Origin of the sequence: Psychrobacillus sp., from assembly GCF_032154225.1 — a bacterium.
Lineage (GTDB): Bacteria > Bacillota > Bacilli > Bacillales_A > Planococcaceae > Psychrobacillus.
On sequence record NZ_JALDYF010000025.1, the window covers coordinates 14,965 to 36,199 of the forward strand.

16 protein-coding genes and 1 pseudogene are annotated in these 21,235 nt (G+C 37.1%); 1 reads left to right on the forward strand and 16 read right to left on the reverse strand.

Translation table 11 applies throughout. The features are described from left to right. Window positions 1-4 precede the first annotated feature (4 nt). The 7 genes from RUH95_RS19630 to RUH95_RS19660 form a co-directional block, all read right to left on the reverse strand. Entirely contained in the window at window positions 5-949 is a 945-nt protein-coding gene (locus RUH95_RS19630) for an ABC transporter permease (protein ID WP_313894600.1), read from the reverse strand. 21 nt (window positions 950-970) lie between these two features. Next, entirely contained in the window at window positions 971-2,530 is a 1,560-nt protein-coding gene (locus RUH95_RS19635) for an ABC transporter substrate-binding protein (RefSeq protein WP_313894601.1), read from the reverse strand. Between the two features lie 18 nt (window positions 2,531-2,548). Beyond that, window positions 2,549-3,283, reverse strand: a complete 735-nt coding sequence (locus tag RUH95_RS19640; RefSeq protein ID WP_313894602.1) for an MBL fold metallo-hydrolase — start codon at window positions 3,281-3,283, stop codon at window positions 2,549-2,551. A gap of 22 nt (window positions 3,284-3,305) precedes the next feature. Further along, window positions 3,306-4,133 carry a MurR/RpiR family transcriptional regulator gene (locus tag RUH95_RS19645; protein ID WP_313894603.1) on the reverse strand — a complete coding sequence of 276 codons (828 nt, stop codon included), beginning with the start codon at window positions 4,131-4,133 and terminating at the stop codon, window positions 3,306-3,308. A 2-nt stretch (window positions 4,134-4,135) separates the two neighbouring features. Beyond that, complete coding sequence (locus tag RUH95_RS19650) at window positions 4,136-4,861, reverse strand: HAD family hydrolase (protein WP_313894604.1); 726 nt, start codon at window positions 4,859-4,861, stop codon at window positions 4,136-4,138. A gap of 929 nt (window positions 4,862-5,790) precedes the next feature. After that, window positions 5,791-7,503 carry a GMC family oxidoreductase gene (locus RUH95_RS19655; protein WP_313894605.1) on the reverse strand — a complete coding sequence of 571 codons (1,713 nt, stop codon included), beginning with the start codon at window positions 7,501-7,503 and terminating at the stop codon, window positions 5,791-5,793. Between the two features lie 21 nt (window positions 7,504-7,524). Continuing rightward, window positions 7,525-8,262 (reverse strand): gluconate 2-dehydrogenase subunit 3 family protein, encoded by a 738-nt coding sequence (locus RUH95_RS19660; RefSeq protein WP_313894606.1) that lies wholly within the window; start codon window positions 8,260-8,262, stop codon window positions 7,525-7,527. Between the two features lie 136 nt (window positions 8,263-8,398). On the opposite strand from RUH95_RS19660, the gene RUH95_RS19665 reads away from it, so the two are divergent. Continuing rightward, window positions 8,399-9,130 (forward strand): hypothetical protein, encoded by a 732-nt coding sequence (locus RUH95_RS19665; RefSeq protein WP_313894607.1) that lies wholly within the window; start codon window positions 8,399-8,401, stop codon window positions 9,128-9,130. Window positions 9,131-9,270: 140 nt separating this feature from the next. Here RUH95_RS19665 and RUH95_RS19670 read toward each other — a convergent pair whose 3' ends face one another. The 9 genes and pseudogenes from RUH95_RS19670 to RUH95_RS19710 all read right to left on the reverse strand — a co-directional run. Further along, window positions 9,271-11,091 (reverse strand): NHL domain-containing protein, encoded by a 1,821-nt coding sequence (locus RUH95_RS19670; protein WP_313894608.1) that lies wholly within the window; start codon window positions 11,089-11,091, stop codon window positions 9,271-9,273. Between the two features lie 18 nt (window positions 11,092-11,109). Continuing rightward, window positions 11,110-13,053, reverse strand: coding sequence for a FecR family protein (locus RUH95_RS19675; RefSeq protein WP_313894609.1), 1,944 nt, complete (start codon window positions 13,051-13,053; stop codon window positions 11,110-11,112). Window positions 13,054-13,216: 163 nt separating this feature from the next. Further along, complete coding sequence (locus tag RUH95_RS19680) at window positions 13,217-15,559, reverse strand: cadherin-like beta sandwich domain-containing protein (protein WP_313894610.1); 2,343 nt, start codon at window positions 15,557-15,559, stop codon at window positions 13,217-13,219. A 159-nt stretch (window positions 15,560-15,718) separates the two neighbouring features. Further along, window positions 15,719-16,114, reverse strand: coding sequence for a hypothetical protein (locus RUH95_RS19685; RefSeq protein WP_313894611.1), 396 nt, complete (start codon window positions 16,112-16,114; stop codon window positions 15,719-15,721). Window positions 16,115-16,142: 28 nt separating this feature from the next. Continuing rightward, window positions 16,143-17,270, reverse strand: coding sequence for a hypothetical protein (locus tag RUH95_RS19690; RefSeq protein WP_313894612.1), 1,128 nt, complete (start codon window positions 17,268-17,270; stop codon window positions 16,143-16,145). A gap of 19 nt (window positions 17,271-17,289) precedes the next feature. Further along, window positions 17,290-18,354 carry a GDSL-type esterase/lipase family protein gene (locus tag RUH95_RS19695; protein WP_313894613.1) on the reverse strand — a complete coding sequence of 355 codons (1,065 nt, stop codon included), beginning with the start codon at window positions 18,352-18,354 and terminating at the stop codon, window positions 17,290-17,292. A 194-nt stretch (window positions 18,355-18,548) separates the two neighbouring features. Further along, window positions 18,549-19,106 carry a hemoblobin-interacting domain-containing protein gene (locus RUH95_RS19700; RefSeq protein WP_483880140.1) on the reverse strand — a complete coding sequence of 186 codons (558 nt, stop codon included), beginning with the start codon at window positions 19,104-19,106 and terminating at the stop codon, window positions 18,549-18,551. Window positions 19,107-19,214: 108 nt separating this feature from the next. After that, a complete protein-coding gene (locus RUH95_RS19705; protein ID WP_313894615.1) occupies window positions 19,215-19,988 on the reverse strand; it encodes an Ig-like domain-containing protein in 774 nt (257 codons plus the stop codon). Window positions 19,989-20,782: 794 nt separating this feature from the next. Next, window positions 20,783-21,235, reverse strand: a pseudogene (locus RUH95_RS19710) (hypothetical protein); the annotation flags it as partial.

Sequence of the window (21,235 nt, forward strand, 5' to 3'; positions counted from 1 at the left end):
TACCTCAGCCTTTCAAACGTATTCTTGGATCTACAACTCTGTAAAGTAAATCAACAATAAAATTAATGACAACTACCAAAATAGCAATATACATAACTAACGATTGGATCAATGGGAAATCCCTAGAAGTAATCGATTGAATTAATAAATTTCCAAGCCCTGGCAAAGCAAAGACGTTTTCAATAATAATACTTCCCCCTATAGTGTCAGCAATAATCATGCCCATTATTGTTAATACGGGAATTAATGCGTTTCGTAACACATGTCCGTATACTATTGAACGTTCACTCAACCCTTTCACTCTTGCCGTTCGCACATAATCCATTTTCGATTGATCAAGGATAGTATTTCTTAAATATCTAATTACTACTGCTATATTAGTAACTGCAATTGCCAAAGAGGGTAAGAAGAATGATTTGAAAGCACCTACGAAGTCTTCAGACCATGGTACATAACCAAACGTCGGGAACCATTTTAACAAAACTGCAAAAAGGAGAATTAATATAAAACCAAACCAGAACGAAGGGATTGCAATCCCTAATTGCGTAAGGGTAGAAAGAATTACTGAATACCATTTACCATCTGTACGTGCTATTAATATCCCTAATGGTATGCCGATAATTACCGTTAATAAAATCGATAATATGGCTAAAGACAAGGTAACAGGAATTCGGTCTTGTAAGATTTCAATGACTGGGGTTTGGTATTTCAGGGAGTCACCTAAGTCTCCTTGAAATATCCCCTTAATCCAATCTATATAACGCTCCATAGGTGGATTGTTCAATCCTAGTTTTTCCTCCAGCTGGATAACTTGTTGTTCATCTGCATCAATTCCTAAAATAATTTGAGCAGGGTTCCCAGGAATTACTTGAAATATAAAGAAAATAATAATTGAAATGAACATAATTGTTGCAAAAAAAGTAGATGCTTTATATAGAAAATACTTCAATTTTGAAATCCCCTATCGTAATCACTCAGTAAATTCAAGATCTTCTAAATTATACTTTTGAACTGGAAACATTTTAAAACCAGTTAAACCGTTTGCCATCGCAATTGAACGATCTGGGTCCATGATGAAAACACTTCCTGCTTCTTCAGTAAGAATGCGTTGTGCTTCCTTATAAAGATTTGCTTTTTCTTTTTCATCTTTTTCTTTTACTGCACTATCTAGAACACTATCAAATTTTTCATTGTCGAATTTTACAAAGTTTTTAGGATAATCACTTACAAAACGACCAACAACTTCAAATGGATCTAATTTACCTGTAAAACTGATAACAGTTGATTCGTACTCTGCATTTGTATAAACACGCTCTAACCATGTACTAAATTCAATCGGTTCAATTTTAACGTTAATATTAATTTGTTGTAATTGACTTGCTAACATTTGGGCTGTATCCACATGAAACTGGTAGTCAGATGGAACAGTTAATTGAAGATCAAATCCATCTGCAAAACCCGCTTCTGCCATTAGCTGCTTTGCTTTTTCAATATTAGTCTCGTAGAAGTTTTCTAATCCCTCTTCAAAATAAAAATCCATTGCTGGGCTGAAATTCGATCCTAGCTTTGTCGCTTTTCCTTCAGCAACTGTATCTATGATTGAATCTTTATCAATTGCATAGTTAATCGCTTGTCTCACACGAATATCACTTAAAGGTCCAAATGAGTTGTTTAACGCCATCAACTGAACCATATTTTGTGGACCAGAAACTACTTCAACCGAATCTCCTAATTGCATTAAACCTTGTTCTGTAATTCCAGGAAGCACATCTATTTCCCCTGCTTGCATTGCCAATATTGAAGACTGGGCATCTGGCATAATTTTAAATTGCACTTCGTCTACTTTTGGAGTTTTTCCTTCCAAATAATAGTCTGCATTTTTCACTAATACTAATTGTTGTCCTGCTTTATATTCTTTAAATTTGAAAGGTCCTGCTCCAATTGGCTGTTTACTTTGCTGTTCATAATCACTCGGTACGATAGCTACAATATTTCTAGCTATAAAAGAGGAATCTATTTCTTTTAATGACACGACTACTTCGTAATCACTCACTACTTCTATCGAACTTATACCAGCAAATTTAGAGTTCATTGGTTCTCCTGTTTTTAAACCCGCTAATTTGGAATAAGAATATACAACATCTTCAGCTGAGAAATCAGAACCGTCATGAAATTTCACGCCTTCTTTCAATTGAAACATATATGTTAAACCATCTTCCGAAATTTCATAGCTATCCGCAAGGTTTGGTATAAGCTCCCCTTTTTCATTTGTGTCAAATAACCCATCAAACACATTGTCCATCATAGAAGAAGTATCAGTTGCAGCAGATTGATATGGATCTAAACTGTCTACCTCTGTTGCCATCGCAAAACGAACTACACCACCACTTTTAGCAGATTGTTCTATACTAGATCCAGAAGAAGTACCTATTGACTCACTTTCAGTTTTTGTAGAATTAGACGCACACCCTGCCAGTAAAATAGATGTTAATGTTAGATACGATAGTCCTTTAGCCCATGTAGCTTTCATTTTTAATTTGCCTCCCATTTATAAAGTTACGGTAAAATCATTTGATGCCAAATAAATTTCTTCCGATGTGTACTTCTTTACTTCTTCTAATAACTGTTCTCTATCTCCGTAATGTGGGAAATGAGTTAATACAACTTTCTTTGGTTTAGAAAAATTAACAATTTCTGCAACTTCAATTGTCGATAAATGCCCCTTTACAAGCCCTTTTTGCTGTTCAAAAAAACTACATTCCACGATAAAAACATCTGCAGATTTCCCAAAGTTTTTAATCTCTTCCGTCATGCCAGTATCTGCGGAATAAACGAGTACCTTGCCTTCAGCATTTATAACTTTCATAGCAACACATGGAATTTCATGTAGATTTTCAGCAAACGATAATGTCAAAGATCCTACAGTAATTTCTTCTTTTAATTTAATCGGATGAACATGTACAATAGCAGGAAACTCAAATGGCAATTTCGAAAGATCTTCTTCATATATAAAGACATCTAATGGACGTTTGCGATTACCTAATTGAGTTTGAATTAGCATGGCATACTCTAAACTAAACAAATCTGCCATATGATCAGTATGTGTATGACTAATAAATACTGCATCTAATGATTCTAGTGAAATATAATTTTGAAGTTTTGCTAATGCTCCACTTCCACAGTCTAGGAGTACATTAACAGATCCATCTTGCACCAAATAACAAGAAGTTGCTTCATTTGCATTTGGATAAGCTCCCCAGTAACCAACTGTTGTTACTTTCATTTAATTCACCTTCCTTTCAACTTTAATCATGGAAAGCGGTGAAGTTAACTTCCATGTCCTTAATATTTCCCATCACTTCATCTTTGCCAATATAAGCAATTTCATTAACAATCGCATTGCATACAGAAACTGCAGCAGTATATGAATCTAAAAAGCTTTTCGATTTACATTTCACTAAAAAAACTACGTCTGCATATGCACAAATTGGTGCGATTTGATTATCAGTTATTGCAATGATACGCACTTCTTTTTCCTTCGCTAGTTTTGCAATAGTTAACGTTTTTCTACAGTATCTAGGTAGAGACGTAACAAACAATACATCCCCTTTTTTTAGGTAAGTTACATATTCCGCCGCTTCCCCTTGTGGAATGAATTGACTTTTTCCAAGCATATATTTCAACACAAATTGCATGTAGGAAGTTACAGATAACCCCATTCTCCATCCCGCCACCCAAATTTGATTAGAATCAATAAAATATTGGGCTGCAAGATTGATCGTGTCGCTCTTTATCCCTTGACTAGTCTGGATAATATTATCTGCTTCCTGTAAAAAATGTTTTTCGACCCATGAATCTTGTTGCATAGCCGTCGTAGTTATGAAATTATTCACAGCCCGATAATCATTTTTCACAAAATGATGAATATCCTGCTTCATATCAGAAAAGCTTTCATAACCTAAGACTTTCGACAAACGATGAACTGTCGCTTCACTTACATTTGAAGCTTCCGCAATCTTTTGTGCCGTGTAAACGACAATCTCTTCCGTATTTTCAAGCATATAATGTGCAACATTCTTCTGTGCAGCGCTTAATGTAGGAAATACTTCTGTAATTTTTTCTGTAAATTTCACTATTAGACTTCCTCTTTTACTCGTTCTCTCATTAATAATTCCAGTGTAGGTATAAGTTCTTTAATATTTGATATCTTCAAAATATCCGAAAGCTCTTCAATTCCTTTTCTATCGAAAGGATTGATTAAAATGCTGTCCATTCCTACCTTCCTACTGCCGATGACATCATCATAATAATTATCTCCAACATATAAACACTCACTTGCTGGAATATCAATTAACTCTAATGCATGAAGAAAGATACGTTCATCCGGCTTTTCAATTCCTAATTCAGATGAAATGACTACCTCATCCATTAAAGAAAGAATTCTTGTCTTTTCAAGTACATCTCTCGCAGTCTCATCCCAGTTTGAAATGATTCCAACACCAATGCCTAATTCTTTTAGTTTTTTTAAAGTTGAAATTGTCTCTTCGAATGGTCGCCATTCAAGTATTATGCTACTCCCTACTGTTAGTGAATCTTCAGATAAATCTTCGGAGTTTATATGTAAATAGCTGTTAAGTATTCTGTAATAATCATGCATAACTTGTTTATTTTTTTTGCCAAGTGCCCCCGGGTACTCACGCATGAAATATTTGTCTGCCAAATGATATGCCATGACTAATTCCTCCATTGCCTTTGAGATCCCATTTTCCTCAAGCCATTCAAGATACATCTCTTCTCGGTTGACATACGCTAATGTATACCCTAAGTCAAACCATATAAATCGAACTGTAATATTAGCCACCTTCTTTCATATTTTCGAAAGACTTGAATTGTCTTACAAGTTCATTCTAAAATCAAAGTGTTTAGGACAAGTTAATGGAATGTAAAGAGTTCGTGAAGAAAAAAAATCATTTAATTTTTAAATGAAGGAAATGCTTCAAGTTAAATAATAGGCCTCTCCATCTAAGAAAAAACGGGCAAAAAGACGCCCTGTCCTTTAAAGGCAGAAACATCTTAACTATACAGTTTCAAACTCACTTTAGGCTTCACATTGGGCTATACGATGAACGGTGAAATTTTTAAAGCTTGTTGGAAGTAGCTGCGCCGCTTCCAACAAGCTTTTTCGTCGATCATCGTATGGCAAATGTTCACCTTCCGCTCGCCAGAAACTTCAGTGCCAAGTAGTTAATTACTTTTGGCAATAGGAGAAGCAAGTCTCCTTCTATATTCTTTGATGGCCGCCAAAGATACAATTTTGGCGGCTCTTTGTAGTTTTTTAGAAAGTGACACTTCTACATTTGGACATGAAGTGTAGTAATAGATGACAGATTTACTTCGCACGAAAATTGTCAGTCTATTTATAACTAGAAGTGCTGATGAACTTTTTTCTCTTCCTCTTATTATGAAAGTGATTAAATAGAAAGAATATGAATACACTCCCATAGACAGTATAGATGTAGTGAAAAGCGGCGACTCCTGTGGGAACAGTGGATGTTTATTGCGACGAGTAACCGCAGGAGCACGGGAAGCGGCTGAAGCCGTGCCCACGGAAAGCGTCCGCTTGTAACGAAATCCACTCCATTCATTCCTAAACTATCTTACTCTCTATTTATACCGTAAACCCTGTGTTCATAGGACATTTTTATATAACTTCTTATTCTTAGAAAAAATAGGACTCAGCCATATATATGGCTGAGTCCTACTATGAACAACTCTGATACAACACTATCTTCAGACTAGTGAACCGCCTGATTTACTATATTTAATAATTCCTTCTGCACTACGGTAAGCTAGAGCTGCTACTGTTCCTGTTGGGTTGTAGCCACCATTATGCGGAAAATTTCCTGCTCCTATAACAAACAGATTTTCCGCATCCCAGTGTTGTAAATAATTGTTCACCACACTATTATCCGGGCTGCTTCCCATAATCGTTCCTCCCGTGTTATGCGTCGTTTGATAACCGACAATATCATAATCAGTAATAGGGGCCTTCCCTTCCACTGTTTTTGCTCCCATTTCCTTCATAATACCTTCTGTCACGGAGGTAATATACTTATACAAATTTCGATCCTGATCCGTAAAATTATACGTCATTTGAAGCAAAGGAAGCCCGTAAGCATCTTTATAATTTCCATCTAGCGAAAGAAAATTCTCTTTATGCGGCATCGAAGCACCTTGCGTTCCGATTGCTAATGTACGAGTAAAATTATAAATCGACGCCTTCTTAAACTCTGCTCCCCATGTCGGGGTATCACGCTGAATGGGATTCGTTTCAATTGGTCTTGACCCTGTTTGAGTGATCGAAATGCTACCACCATGAATAAAATCTAAATCACTATGATCGAAATTATCTCCATTGAAATCATCAATTGTCATACCAAGCGATCCCGCACCCATAAAAGTATTCATTTGCTCGTCAAAAAAGCCAACTGCACCAGGTAATATTTGATAACAATAGTTTTTTCCTAAAGTACCTTTTCCAGTTGCAGGATCATATTGCTGCCCAATTTTAGAAACCATTAATAGTTTGGCATTATTCATCACATAACTTGCTAAAACAACTACCTCGGCTGGCTGAATAAATTCTTCGCCTGAAAGTGTATCTAAATATCTTACACCGGTAACTTTATTCCCACTTTTTATCACTTCTACGACATTCGCATTAAATCTCGATTCATAGTGTCCCGTTTTAACAGCAGTTGGAATAACCGTAATTTCAGGTGAACTCTTTGCCCCATACTCACAGCCAAATCGCTCACAAAATCCACAATATTGACAGGCATTTATTGGTTCTCCGTCTTGATTTGTATATGCTTCCGACAAATTGGCTGAAGGCAACATAAATGGTGTATATCCTAATTTCGTAGTGGCACCTTCAAATTTTTTAAGTATTGGCGTTTTTTTCATTGGAGGAGTCGGAAATGGATGTGCCCGTTTTCCCCAAAATGGATTTGTATCTTCTCCAGATATTCCAGCAGTTTGTTCAAATTTATAAAAATAAGGTTCTAATTCGTCGTAAGTGACACCCCAATCTTGGAGCAAATAATCACTCGATAATTTATTGGGTCCATATTTTTGATCAGTCATCGTTTTAATTTGAAAATCATACGGTAAGAACCTCCATGTATGACCATTCCAGTGAGTTCCAGAGCCGCCAAGTCCATTACCAAGTAAAAAAGAACCTAATTGGCGCATCGGCAATGCCGGCATTTTTCGATGATTCCTAATAGTAATTGTTTCTTTCGATAAATTTTGCATTAATTCATATCGAACTGCATAACGATACTCGTCATGTACCCTTAAGTAATCTTCCGTACTTCTTCCTTGTCCTCTTTCTAAACCGATAACTTTTAAACCTGCCTTAGCAAGCTCTGCAACCATAATTCCACCCGTCCATCCGAGCCCTACTGTAACGACATCAACTTTTGCTAACGTGGTAGCCATGCATTGTTCCCCTTTCTTCTATTACATATCACCAAGTGACATTGGCTCAATTTTTTGGAATTTCTCACTTTCAATAACATTCATATAAGCCATTTGATGACCAGGGAATCCTTTCATCTTCCAGCCACCCATATTTTTATTTCCACTATACATCGGATCAGAGTATGCACCTTCAAGTGTCGCTGTTCGGAGTAATCGGAAGAAAAATGCAGATGTTACCCCGACCATTGCAATTTCGTCTTTTTGAAAAGCTGTCAATATTTCGTCCATTTGCGCAGGCTCCAAATCGGAAAAGCCTTTTTGAAATCTTTTATTAGCCTCTTCCTCTAATTTTTCAATACCTTGCTTAAATACTTCTGCTCGCGTTAATCGACTTTGATACCCTTGTGTGGGTGCGCCTACCGCAAAAGGTCCATGCATATATTCTCTCGTATTACTACCATATTGGCCGGCTAGTTGGTGGTCAATAAAATAAGGAACATCCAGCTCAATTGCCCCTGGTCCCAAATCATCTTTTGGTAAAATACGCTCCGTTGCATTCGACAGCACTTGAAAATCACGATTATTTTTGAAAAACTGAAAGCCCGGATTCTTCTCCATCACATGACCATTTGAGGTAGATGGATTTACTGGATTTACCGTTTTCGTGTTGTAGCCAACAAGCCCACCAATCACCCCACCGCCGATTAAAGCTCCAGTCGCTATACCTGTCGTCTTTAAAAAGTCCCGCCGAGTTATAACCTTCTTTTCTTCTGACATCCTATTGCCTCCTAACATATATCTTCTATATAAAAGCATAGACAAATATTGCGAAATTCAATCATTAAATTTGAATATAACCTTCACCGCATTCATATAATCAATACAAAAAGACTTGAACTAAAGGGGGGATCGTATGATATGTTCGAGTTGTAGTTCTGAACAGGCATTGGGGAATTTTTGTTTAGAGTGTGGCAGTCCATTTGAAGTGTCTTATTCGAGGGTAGATCATAGGGCAAAATCTGCCGAGCCTAACGTCTATGTAGAAAATATGAAAAAGAAATCGAAAGCTTATCGCTCTTATTTTGTTCAACAATTAAAAAAACCTTCTCTTGCTTTTCAGCATGGAGAAAAGGATTTTTCAAATGGATTACTTAGTATTGTTTTGTTCGCTATGTTATACGCAATCGCACTATTTTTGTTAGCGAATACCGCTTCTTCTGGCTTTTTATCATTTTTCATTCAGGCTGCTTTGCTTACTTTAGTTCTAATTGGAATGGTATTATTTTCTCTTTATATGATTAATAACTTTTTTGGCCCAGAGTATTCATTTAAGTCGATTGTTAGTTTTTATGGGGGGCAGTTATCTCCACTGGTTGTTGGAGTAGCGCTTGCTTTAGTGCTAATAGCAATCAAATCATTTACGTATGGAAATGTACTGTTAGTTGTTAGTTTTATGTTCGCTTTGTTCGTTTTACCACTGTATATCATGTCTTATTTAGTCATCAAAAAATCAGCGGGGTTAGATGCTCTTTATGGATTTGTCCTTTATATCGTTATGTTTAGTGTCTTATTTGTTATTTTAGTAACACTGCTTGCCGACTCGACGTTAGGGCTTTATTTTGAGCAGATGTTTAAATTATTTTGAATTGTGTTGGACACAGGGAACATTTTGATTCGAGAATGTTGTGATTTGGATTGGTGAACTTGCGATTCGCTTCATTTTCGATGTATTGCAACAGAAAAAATCCTCTTAAGTCTCGAAAGACTTAAGAGGGTTTTATAAACTTACTTTGGCTCTACAATACGTATACTATTACTATAGCTATCTACTACAAGTAAAAATCCATCAGGTAGTACTAAAATGTCTGTTGGGTAATATAGTGGACTTTTACTGCCGTTAGTTGCTCCAACAACGGTAGTTACTTTTCCATCCACCAAATAACGAATAGCATGATTTAAACTATCTGCAATCAAAAGTCCGCCTTCACTCGTTATCGCCAAACCTTTTGGAAAATTAAATTGAGCTGATAACGCTGAGCCATTTACATAATCTCCATTTGCATACAATTTACTAGATTCTGAAATTGTGCTACTTTTAGAAACGTTCCCAGCTACTGTTGAAACCGTATTTGAAGTAAAATCGATATACCGAATTAGCTGGTTACCACTATCACTTACATACAAATTCCCTTTTTCGTCTATCACAAGGGCAGAAGGTTCATTGAATTTTGCGTCCGGTAGTTTTCCGTCTGCATAATCGCCCGCTAATTCTATATCCCCTTTTTCAATTTGTGCCACTCTATCGGAATAAGCATTTAGCGTGCTGACTTTTCCATCCGTAGTAATTTTTCGAATAACATGGTTTAATGTATCCGCCACATACAAAGTTCCGTCCTTTGCAAATGCAACATCCTGTGGATAATTAAACCTTGCATTCACTCCATCTTGATTGCCAATAAAGCCATCTCCTGCAACTGTTGTCACGTTACCATCTTTCGTAATCTTACGAATAACATTGTTGTCGGTATCAGCAATAAAAACCGTATCATTTTTATCTATAGCCATTCCAGTAGGATTGTTAAATACCGACATATCGTTTTTGTCATCATGCCAACCACCTTGAGGGTTACCATGAGTATCTGTCTCAAATGTTATGCCAGCATAAGTTGAGACAACACCACTTTTAATCATTCGTATTGTTTGGTTTTTACTATCTGCAACTAAAATAGAGCCATCTGATAGTGAAGCAATACTATTAGGAGTGCGAAATGAAGCAGCTTCTCCATTTGTGTTACCATAATCTCCACTACCTGCAAAAACAAATACAGAAGCTCCATCTTTCAAATGAGCTGGTAAAACTAAATCATAACCAGCTTTTTCACTAACTTCTGCTAAAAATTCTAATAATGGTTCACTTCCGATAGCTGGAAGTTGCTTTAACAATGCTGTCATCTTACTTAAACTTTTATGTGCTTCTGTCACTTTTCCAGCATTGATTAGATTATCTGCTTCTATTGCCTTCATATAAACTGTAACAGCGACTGCTAATTGGTCACGTTTAGCATTTGCAGGATTTTTGTATTTTTCTAGCAATAAATCACGGGCATCTTTACCCGAAAAACGGTACAAAACCGCCGATTTACTTTTTAACTGAAAGGATAATTTATGATAAGCAGTTAATAGCTTCGACCAATCTTGCTCCATTTCAGCTTGCTTCATTTCTTTTAACGTTGTAGCTAAATATTTTTCCGCATAGTTATATGCGTCAATATAAGGAACAATTCCTTTATCTACTTTTTCAATATAAAGACTATCTAGTTCTTTTAGAAGCACTTTTTTATTTGACACGGTAGATTTTAATAAAGCCTTTCTTGCTTTTTCATAGCTTGCTTTCGCTTTATCGAGTAAAGGGTATAATTCTCGACTAGTGGCTAGTTTCCCATCTTGCGCTGGAACCACGTAGCCAAAAGCTGCATTTTTAATATCTTTTCTCGCTTGATTTACTTGATCCTGTATCGAACTACTTGCAAATACAGTAGTTGACGAAAACAGTAATACTGCCGTTATTGTGGCAAAAATAAAAGATTTCATAAACTTATTTTTCACTAAAAATACCTTCTTTCATCATGGAGTAGGAACTGAATCTTCTATAGGAGCATCCGTTTGAAAGTCGATCGTTTTATTGGCTAGAATATTTCCTTCATCATCTAATGCCAAAATTTCTAACTTATAAGATTCCCCAGATTGTAGTTCATCGTCCGTATAATTATAGATATCCATTATTTCATCGTATTCTCTTACTATTTTTCCGTTCAAGTAAACTTCATATTTAGTTGCATCAGCATAATGAACCCAATGTACTTTTACATAATTAGTACCAACACTTAATCCCTCTATAACTATTTCTGGAATGATAGGTATTTCAACTAATCCTTCAACAGCATTCATGATAGCTTCCATTTTTTCTAGTTTTTTACTATCATTTGTCTCAGCCATAGCAAGGGCTGCCAATACTCTTCCCCAAGTATCTGGAGTATAAAGTGTTGAATTAGTCGGAATAGAAGATTTAGCATCCATTAAATTTTGGTCTATAATCGTTACTAGTCCCGCCACAGCATTTTTAATCACTTCTGTTTTTTCTACTTTTTCTCCATTATTTGTCTCAGCCATAGCAAGTGCTGCTAATACTCTTTCCCAAGTATCTGGTGTATAAAGCTCTGAAGATGCAGGAATTGTAGCCTTAGCTTTTGCAAGATTTTTGTCCACATTTGATACGGATGGACCAGGATTTCCACTTGGCTGTGATGGTGGCGTAGGAGTATTTGCCAAAGCTTCTGCTCTCGCTGCTTCTGCTTCTTGTGCCTGTTTTTGTGCTGCTCTTGCTGCTGCTTCTTGCTCATATTTTAATCGCTCTGCTTCACTTAACTTACTTTTATAAAGTTCTTCTGCTTGTTTCCTTCTCTCTTCTTCTACTTTTTCCTTTTGCTCTTTTTGCTTCTCTTGCAGTTCTTTTAGCTTCTTCTGAAGCGCTTCGTTCTGTTTCTTTGACTCATCTTGCTTACGCTTTGCTTCCTCTGCTTTCTTTCTTCTTTCCTCTTCAAGCTTTTTAAGTTGTGCCTCTTTTTCTTTTTCTGCATCCGTTAATTGTGGTGGAATTACTTTATCTAAATCCAAACGTAAACCTAATTGTTTGTTCACTTGTTCTATTAATGCCTTTATAGCCTGTTCGTCTACTTGCCCCTGCTCGATAGCGTTCTTTACAATGTTACCAACAAGATTATCCAAGTTTTGGATAATTCGCTCTATATCTTCTTGGCTTGGCCCTTGGTTTCCTGTCATCTCTGCAATATACTCTGCATTTTCCCTGTCGATAGCTGCTTTCGCCTGAATGATTGCTTCTATTATTGCGGAGGAAGTGTTTTCGATTAAACTATCAATATCAACAATAGTGTTAATCGGATCCTCACTATTATCTCCAACTACTGCTTGTTGACCTGGATATACAACAGTACTGCTTCCACTTCCTTGTCCATTCGGAGTCACTACACCTTGCCCTGATGCAATAAGAAATCTGGATTCACCGGTAACCGGATCAATACCTACCAAAAGGTTTGTCCCTCTCACATTCATCGTAGAAGAAGGCGTACCTATTTCAAATTTATCTTTTGAATTTACTAATGGTGTTACTTTTGCCCAAATGGAGCCATTCCAAATTGTTAGCTTTGTGCGTTTATTCCCCATAGCTTCATCTAAATTAGCTATAAAAAATTCCGCATTTTCACTAATCGTAATTTCATCATTCGTATCTTGAATTATTAATCTCAAACTAGCATACGGATTTGTCGAAATTCGATCTCCTTGTTGTAAAATCATCCCATCATAAGCCCGTATTAACTTAACTCCACCATTTTTTTGAATCATCACAATTCCACGGACTTCCTCAATTTTAGCCGTCCTTTTGGCTGCCGCCTCTGCACTAATAAAGGAATATTCGGATAAAATACTATAAAACATTACGACTGGGATTAACAAAAGGAATAATTTTTTAATATATAATTTTTTTCGCATAATTTTCCTCCTCACTTTTCTTGTAATTCTCTTTCAGTGTACATAAATTTTGCTAATCGCAATACTGACGAATGTTAATATTTGAAAATTAAATTCAAAAAAATGCTCATGAGTCTCTAAAAGACTTAAGAGCATTTTGTTAGAACCATGTTTAACTCTAATTTTAGTTTTTCACAAATGTATACATAGAATTTTCTCTCATGACTGTAAAGGCGCCGCCAAGATGCAAGTTGTCTTTATCTGCTTGATAGATACGATATCTCTCTCCAGCTTTCAGCACGCGCTCTACAGTTCCATCTGGTTTATAAAGTATCAGTTGTTCTGTAAGTGTTATCCAGCCGAATACATACGTAACGCCATCTTGTACTTCAATAAATTCACCGCCACCGATTGCGTAGCGATTATCGTCGTAGGAATACACTTTATATTGCTGTCCTTTTTTTATCGTTCGAATAAATCGTCCATCCTTGTCGTACACATTTACTTCATCCTTACGAACTTCTCCTTTCCCAATATGGATGCTAAGGGATGGAGACGGTATTGCGTATAAGTTATCCGCTAGTTTATATAAGCCATTGTAAATATCATAAACGAATAAAGACGAGCCTTTTTCTGCCAATCTCACTTCTACTAGGTTACCCGCATCGTCTAGTCGATATAATTTAACATCCTCATTAACTGTTAAAGTTGCGACTGGTAAACCATGTGGATTTGGCAATACTGTATTTGGAATTGCTTTGACCGGTGTTGGATTTTCCGGTTGAACAGGCACTGGATTTATTGGCTCTGGATTCGATGGACCTGGGTTAGATGGCTTAGCACGATTCACTGTAACTGTATATGTCTTCTTCGTTATGCCATCTTCTGCAGTTACTTCTATTGTAATTGTATTTGCTCCGTAGTTGAGTGGAACTGTCTTATTCCCACTGATTCCATTCACTTTTGTTGTAGCTTTATTGAAATCCGCAGTCGGGTGTACATCTATACTGTCAATCTGACTTGCAACATTCATTGTATATGCAAATACATTCGGTGCAAATACAGGTGAGAGTGCTCCTTTAGAAAATGCAATATTCTTTAAATCCGCATTTGTATTTAATGGTGCGATTAATTCAATTGTAGCAGTGTACACTGCTGACGTGTACCCTGCACTATCCGTTAATCTATAGTAAACAGTCTTGGTGCCGAGACTACTTTCTACCGTCCATACTTTCGTGTTTGTAAAAGGTTCGGCAGTACTCCAGGTAACACCGTCATTGGAAAACTGCATTTGTATTGGACTAATGTCTACCCCTGTTAAATTCAGTGTAACTGAAGGAGTTGTAGTTGTTAATGCTCCATTTGATATAGAAATACTCCCAGTGGGTGCTGTTTTGTCTATCGTAAAGGTCACTGTTGTTACATTTCCCGCAATGTCTGTAACTATTAATGTATAAGTACCATCTTGCATTACTGGCGTACCAGAAGTAAATGCAGCTCCATTTAGCGTAGCCGTTCCTTCGTTAAAGATTATTGTTCTACCTGAATTGTACACTTTACCTTGCTCTACCCCATGAACGATAGGTGCCGTCTTGTCTATTGCAAAGCCCACTACTGTTACATTAAAAGCGGCGTCCGTTACTAATAATGTATAAGTACCTTCTAGAGTTACTTGCGTACCAGAAACAAATGCAGCTCCATTTAGCGTAGCTGTTCCTTCGTTAAAGGTTATTGTTACGTCACTATTATACGAAACACTATCTATGACTCCGTTTACATTAGGGGGTATTGTATCTAAGGTAATTGTATCACTGTAGACCTGCGATTCCCCCCCAATTGAATCTTTTAGCTTCATATAGACCGTCTTTATTCCATCTCCAACATTCAGTGTCCAACTTCTCGTTGAACTTAAAGTTTCCCAGCTGCTCCAAGTTAGGGCATCATTCGAAAAACTTATTTCAATTGAATCATTATTGGGAGTACTTGCAGTAATATTCAAACTAACATTTTTAGAATTTGTATATGGCTCTCCGTTTTTTATACTAATGGTGCCTGTTGGTACTGCTCCAGTTGACGCAATCGTTTTGAAATTCCATTCTGCCGCATTACTAAATCCATTAAAACTTGCCCCATTTGAAACATTGTAGAAAGATCCTGCATCAATTAGCACATAATATTCGGTATTATTTTCGAATGGCTTACTAGGTGTAATGGTAACAACCCCACCGATAATATCAACATTCGATGAATTTACGGGAATCGATTCAAATATATCATTCGATGATTCTTTATAAATTGTTAGTGCTGCTGAACTAGTTCCTATCTTAACTACTTCATCAAATGTGATGGAAAGTGTGCTATTCAATGGTACACTAGTGAAATCGTCAGCTGGACTCTTGCTAGTAATAATTGGACCTGATGTAGCAGCCTCAACTGGCTTTAACATCGGGGTTTGTCCAAATAACGAAATTTGGAAAAGTAACACAATGATTAGTGCAATGCATATTTTTCTTATTAAATGTTTCACTCCGCTCACTCCTTTTGTACAGTATATACCTATACTAAATTACTTTTACTAAACGCAATACTGACAAATGTTAATGTTTGAGAAATAAATTTCGAAAAAATCCCCTTAAGTCAGAAATGACCTAAGAGGATTTTGTTAATTGTGTGAGTGCTTGGTACTTCAGTCAATCCCTATTACTTCTAAATCAACTGTTGTAGCTGGCTTTTGAATCAATGCTAACTTCGCTTTAGAAGGGGTTTCGTACTGAATAGAAGCACTTTTTTGAACAAAGCTGCTTCCACCTAAACCATAAAGACCGTTTTGTTGTCCTTTATAGCTGTAGACACGGAACTCTTCTCCCTTTTTCAAGGTACGAACTGTAGATAATGAGCCATCACTTTCAAGTTTCACAAGCTTAGTTTCTGCTAAAATCGTCACTTTTCCAATTTGACCAATTTTCAACTCAGTTTTGCCCCACATTACTTTCGTTGCAGCGTCTGCACTTACAACACTACCCATTGTGAATACTAGTCCAAGGATAGTTAGTAGACTTATTTTCATAATTTTCGATAGCATGATTAATTTCCCCCATTGGGTTTTCTTTTTATTCGAATACGATTGTAAAGTTCACGTTTAATTCAGTGCCAACTGTTACAGGAAGAACGATTGTTTTTCCTTTTAAATCTGCTAATGTTTTCGCTTCACCGAAAGCCATTTTCAAAGCAGTTAATGCTTCCACAGATGTTGGGGCATTGCCATTAACCTTCGTAACACCTAAACCAGTAACTAATGTTGTATAAAATCCTGTAGAAAATGCTTCAACGCTAGTATCTTCTTTAATCGCAACAACTAAAGTATTAGAAACTGTAGATGAAACGGCGATATTTTTAGCGTAACTAGCGTTTAATCCAGTGATTAATGCTGCAACTTTTGTATCTAATACTTCTTGGGTTACAACTGGTGCAGGTGTTGGTGTTATAAGAGTAAGTGCTGCTTTAAGTTTTGCTACTTCTTTTGATAATGTAGGTTTGTATTTATTCGTTGCAGGTAAAGTCTTCTCTAAAGCTTCTATTTCTGCAAATGCTTTTAATGCCTCTTCTTTTTTACCAGCTGCTTGGAACGTATTCAGCTCTGTCATTTTCATGAAAATTGTAACTGGCACTGCTAGCTCTTTAAGAACTGCATCCGCTGGTTTTTTATAGTTTTCTAGCAATAAATCACGAGCTGCTTTACCAGAAAAACGATAAAGAATCGATGTTCTATCTTTTAATTGGTAAGATAATTGGTGGTATCCTTTTACAACAGCTGCAAAATCATTTTTCGCTTCCGCTTCTTTCATTTCTTTCATGATTGGTGCTAAATATTTTGTCGCATAGTTATATGCATCAATATAGGAAACTAGGCCTTTGTTAATCTTTTCATTATATGCAGCATCCAGTTCACTTAATTTTGCTGCTTTTTCTGTTGCAGATAAGGCTGAAGAATTGATCGCTTTTTTCGTATTTTCATAGCTTTGCTTCGCACTGTTTAATGTAACGTATAATGAACTGCTTGGAGCAAGTTGTCCCGTTAATGCAGGATTCACATATTGTGCTGCTGCCTTATTTAACTCACTCTTCACTGCACCTAAGTCAACAGAAGTTGTTTTCCCATAAGCGATTGGAGAAAACGCTACAATCGAACTTGATAATACCGCTGCCGCCACTGTGCTTTTCAATAAATTCTTTTTCATAAATTATTCCTCCTAATTTTTATTGAACTTGAAAGTTCATTAATACATTTGTTTTTAAAGATTTACCTGACTTGTCTTGTAGATCATTCGTTACCATCAATTGATAAGCCCCTGATTTATAGCCTTGCTTCGGAGCTGTGATAATAATTTGTTTTGGATTGTCTTTGGATATTTCTACTCCAACCTGAACGAGACTTGTTCCATCTTTCACTACATAAACCGCCTTTTTGACACTAGTTGGATGAACGTCTTTGTTTAACGTGATTGTCCACTTTTTGTTAGGTGCAACTGATTCTGCTTTATTGATTTTATTGTCCCAATTACTAGATATGTTTGGAAAAGGAGCGTTTACATGAATCGAGTAGTTTTGAAAAAATTGATCGGCCATTACTTGATAACCTGCCTCATTTGGATGTATATCTTTTGGGTTTTCTAAATAAATTGCTCCGTTCAAATCAAACACGGAAGCTACTTCGACAAAGTGAATACCTTCGCCTTCTGCAACTGCTCTCAGTTTTGCATTCATCAGATTAAAAGCAATTTGCAGCTGCATTTTCGTTGCTTCATCGTCCAAAGACGGTATCGGGAAAAAATAACCGTGCAAATAAATGTCCGCATCTGGACTCAACGATTTCACTTGTTGAATAGCAGCAGTCAAGTTTCCTGCAACCGTATTTAATAGTGTAGTTGCCTTTGCAACATCCGCATCGATATGCCCATTCGACGGATCATACAATTCGTCGATAAAATCATTGGCACCACTAATAATCGTAATAAGTTCGGCTTCTTTTAGCGATTGCTGCACTTCAGCACGTTTCAATGTTTCTAGCAATCCAACGCTAGTTTCACCGGAAGTTGCATAAGCTTTAGTGAACGAGCCAAGCATCCCTTGTTTGGCAATAGCTTCACTAATCATATCTGTGTAACCTCTGCCAACTTTTACTCCGTGCGGCGTATGGCCAGTCGCTAAGGAATCCCCTAATGCCACATAATCGATTTTCACATTTTCGGCTGAAGCTATCGGAGCCCATACGGATGAAAGAGTGAATATTGCGACTAATAAAAGCGTATATATCTTATTCAATAGTTACCCTCCATTCTTTTTGTTATTTACACGTCAAAAATCAAGTCAGTTTTAGTTTACTCGTACGCAAGGATCATTACAATACTGAGGAATGTTAATAGTCCATAAGACTTTTATGTTAACAATGGTAGTGATTGTCCAATTGTCCTGAAATTTCAAAAAAACTTTGTAGAGAGATTTCTCTCTACAAAGTTTTATGGATTAACTAGTACTGTATAGTAGCCGATCGTTGAATCGTCTGCGGCTGTTACATGTAAGGCAACCGAGTGATTTGGATTTATTTTATCTCCTAGTCCATACTCCTTCATTTCATCTCCGCTACTATAAACAAACTTATACATTTGAATAGTACCATTAAGAGATATGAGTTTTGAACCGATATTGCCCACAATTGCATTTTTGTCAACAAAAACAAGTGCTCTTGCTTCCTCTACTTCCACAGTATTACTGTCTGTAGATTTCACTCTTACTTCTGCTGTTGGTTCGATAACAGTTTGAGTTACGACAGCATCAAAATAGCCCGTAGCGTGAAACTGAATAATGATTATTCCAGCTGATCTACCCGCTAGTGTAATTTTTCCTGCGCTAATTTGTGCAGGATCAATGAATGAAGTAACGAAGCTCATTCCACCATCCGTGCTAATGGACGTAGAGTGTAATTGAGATTCCCAGTCACTATTTGATAGAAATGTTATTTCTAATGGTTCATTTGTATAATCGTCTGTAAAATCAGCTGTTAATGTTGGTGCAATACTATTCCCATCTTATACTTTTGCAAGCTTTATAACGGGCCTACACCGTGCAAGCGACTTTCATCGCACACGGCGTGCCATCAGCGATATTCTTTTATTTCCCTAGTTTTATTGAAAAATAAATATTAAAGTCATTGTTCCAGTTTGATTATTACTATCTGTGTAATCAAATGTTATATGAGCTGCACCTGCACTATGTCTATCAACATATAAAAATACGTGCCCTGAAAGATTTGGAGCCGCAATCGTTGCAGTTGCAATACTTGAATCATTACTTGTGGCATTATCGAATGTGACAATTCCACCACTTCCGTCAGTAATTGTCAGTGTTAAATTTACATTCGTCGACATTATAAAAGGTCCACCAGTTATGCTGTTACCAGGAAATGGTGGTGATATACTTACTCTCGGTGTATCAGGAATTGTAACTGATACTGGTGCGGATTTATAAGCTACAACACCCGTCGCATTGTCCTTAATACGATAAAATACAGTTACATCACCAGCTGCAACACCTCTTATCGCGCCCATGCTTGAATTCACCGTCGCTGAACCTGTACCATTAGTTACATTCCAACTGATGGATTGACCAGTTAAAGGAGTTGTATAACCCGTTGCTGCAGAACCCCATCCAATTACTGAAAAAGGTGCTGGAACTGTCGGTACTGCTCCTAAAGCTGCTTGTGGATGAACTGTAACAAGTACACTATTTATCCTAGAGTTACTCGAAGTATAACTAATCGTTGTTGTTCCTTGTGCTACAGCAGTGACTGCACCAGTAGTCGCATTTACCGTTGCAACTGCCGGATCGCTAGAAAACCAAGTTTTTGTTCCTGCCTCGCTTGTTGTTACTGTTGTAGTTATCGTTTCTCCAATTTGCAAAACCGTATAAGGTGTATTAACACCTATGATTGCTGCGCCTATGCTATTCCCGCCTTATACCAAGATTCCTATGGCTTTCTGTACGGGCATTCACCATGCGGGCGACTTTCATCGCACACGGCGATCCATCAGCGGTTCTCTTTTCAATTTATTTCCTAAGAAAAAAAGATGCTGAACTTATTTTTAGGGAAATAAGTTTTTATAAAGATATATCACTGACTGGGTCCCTTCGCTCCTGCTAGTTTTCTCCTTCTCGTATGTTACCATACAAGTCCAAACGGCTACCAATTGACACTACTATGAACCCGCTGCCATCTTACAAGTGTCATCGGCGCTGAAACACCTCTTCTCGCAAGACTTCAAACGTTCCGCTATGTTCATCCCTCATTTTGATTTCCTTAGGCTTCCACTATCCAGGTGTAAGAACGACCGGTTTAACAGTCAATTCGTCGATCGCCACTATAGTATTTCGACTATAGGGATGTACAGTGAACTCCTAGCTTCACATTTCGCACTGTACACTAGCTTACCCTGCCTACATGGATTCGTTTTCCTAACCATAGAAATCTTTTAAAGAACCCCGCCCCGGCACTACCGGGTACGACTTCACCTGACTTAGCCCCTTCTGCGTATCAGCGCATCATTGGACCCAGGAGGATTAGGCACTTGTTGTTTTGGACTGTTGAACAAGAGTAGGAATTGCACCTACCAATTGAACGTAGCAGTTAGAATGTCTTTCATTCCACGCATTTCACTAGTTTTACTTAGCTTATAGCGTAACGTTTCGTTTATTTTTATTGAGGAGTGACAGTTATGTTTATCGTATAAGTTGTAGCTGACTTCCCGTCTTCTGCGGTAACTACAACTTGCCAAGTAGTACCGTTATTCGTAGTTGTTGCTGGTGTTACTACTGCGTTTGTATCTGTAGCGGTTACCAAAATAGTTGCTTTCGTTAAATCGGTTCCTGCTGGGAGTGTAACATTATAAATCTCTGAATCAGACACATCTACAGCAGCTAGTTCACCATTTACAGTAATTCCACTAATAGTAGAAATACTTGATTTTACTTTAATTAGATCAATCGCTGCTATTGCTGCGTCCTTAGCATCCGTAACTTCTTTTAGTGTTTTGGCCAAATTGATTGCGTTCTTGCCAGTTGTTTTTAAGTGTAGGATTTGTGCCCAGTTTGCAACACTATAGTCTGCTTCCACTTTATAATCTGTTAACACCTTTATCGCATCTGTCTT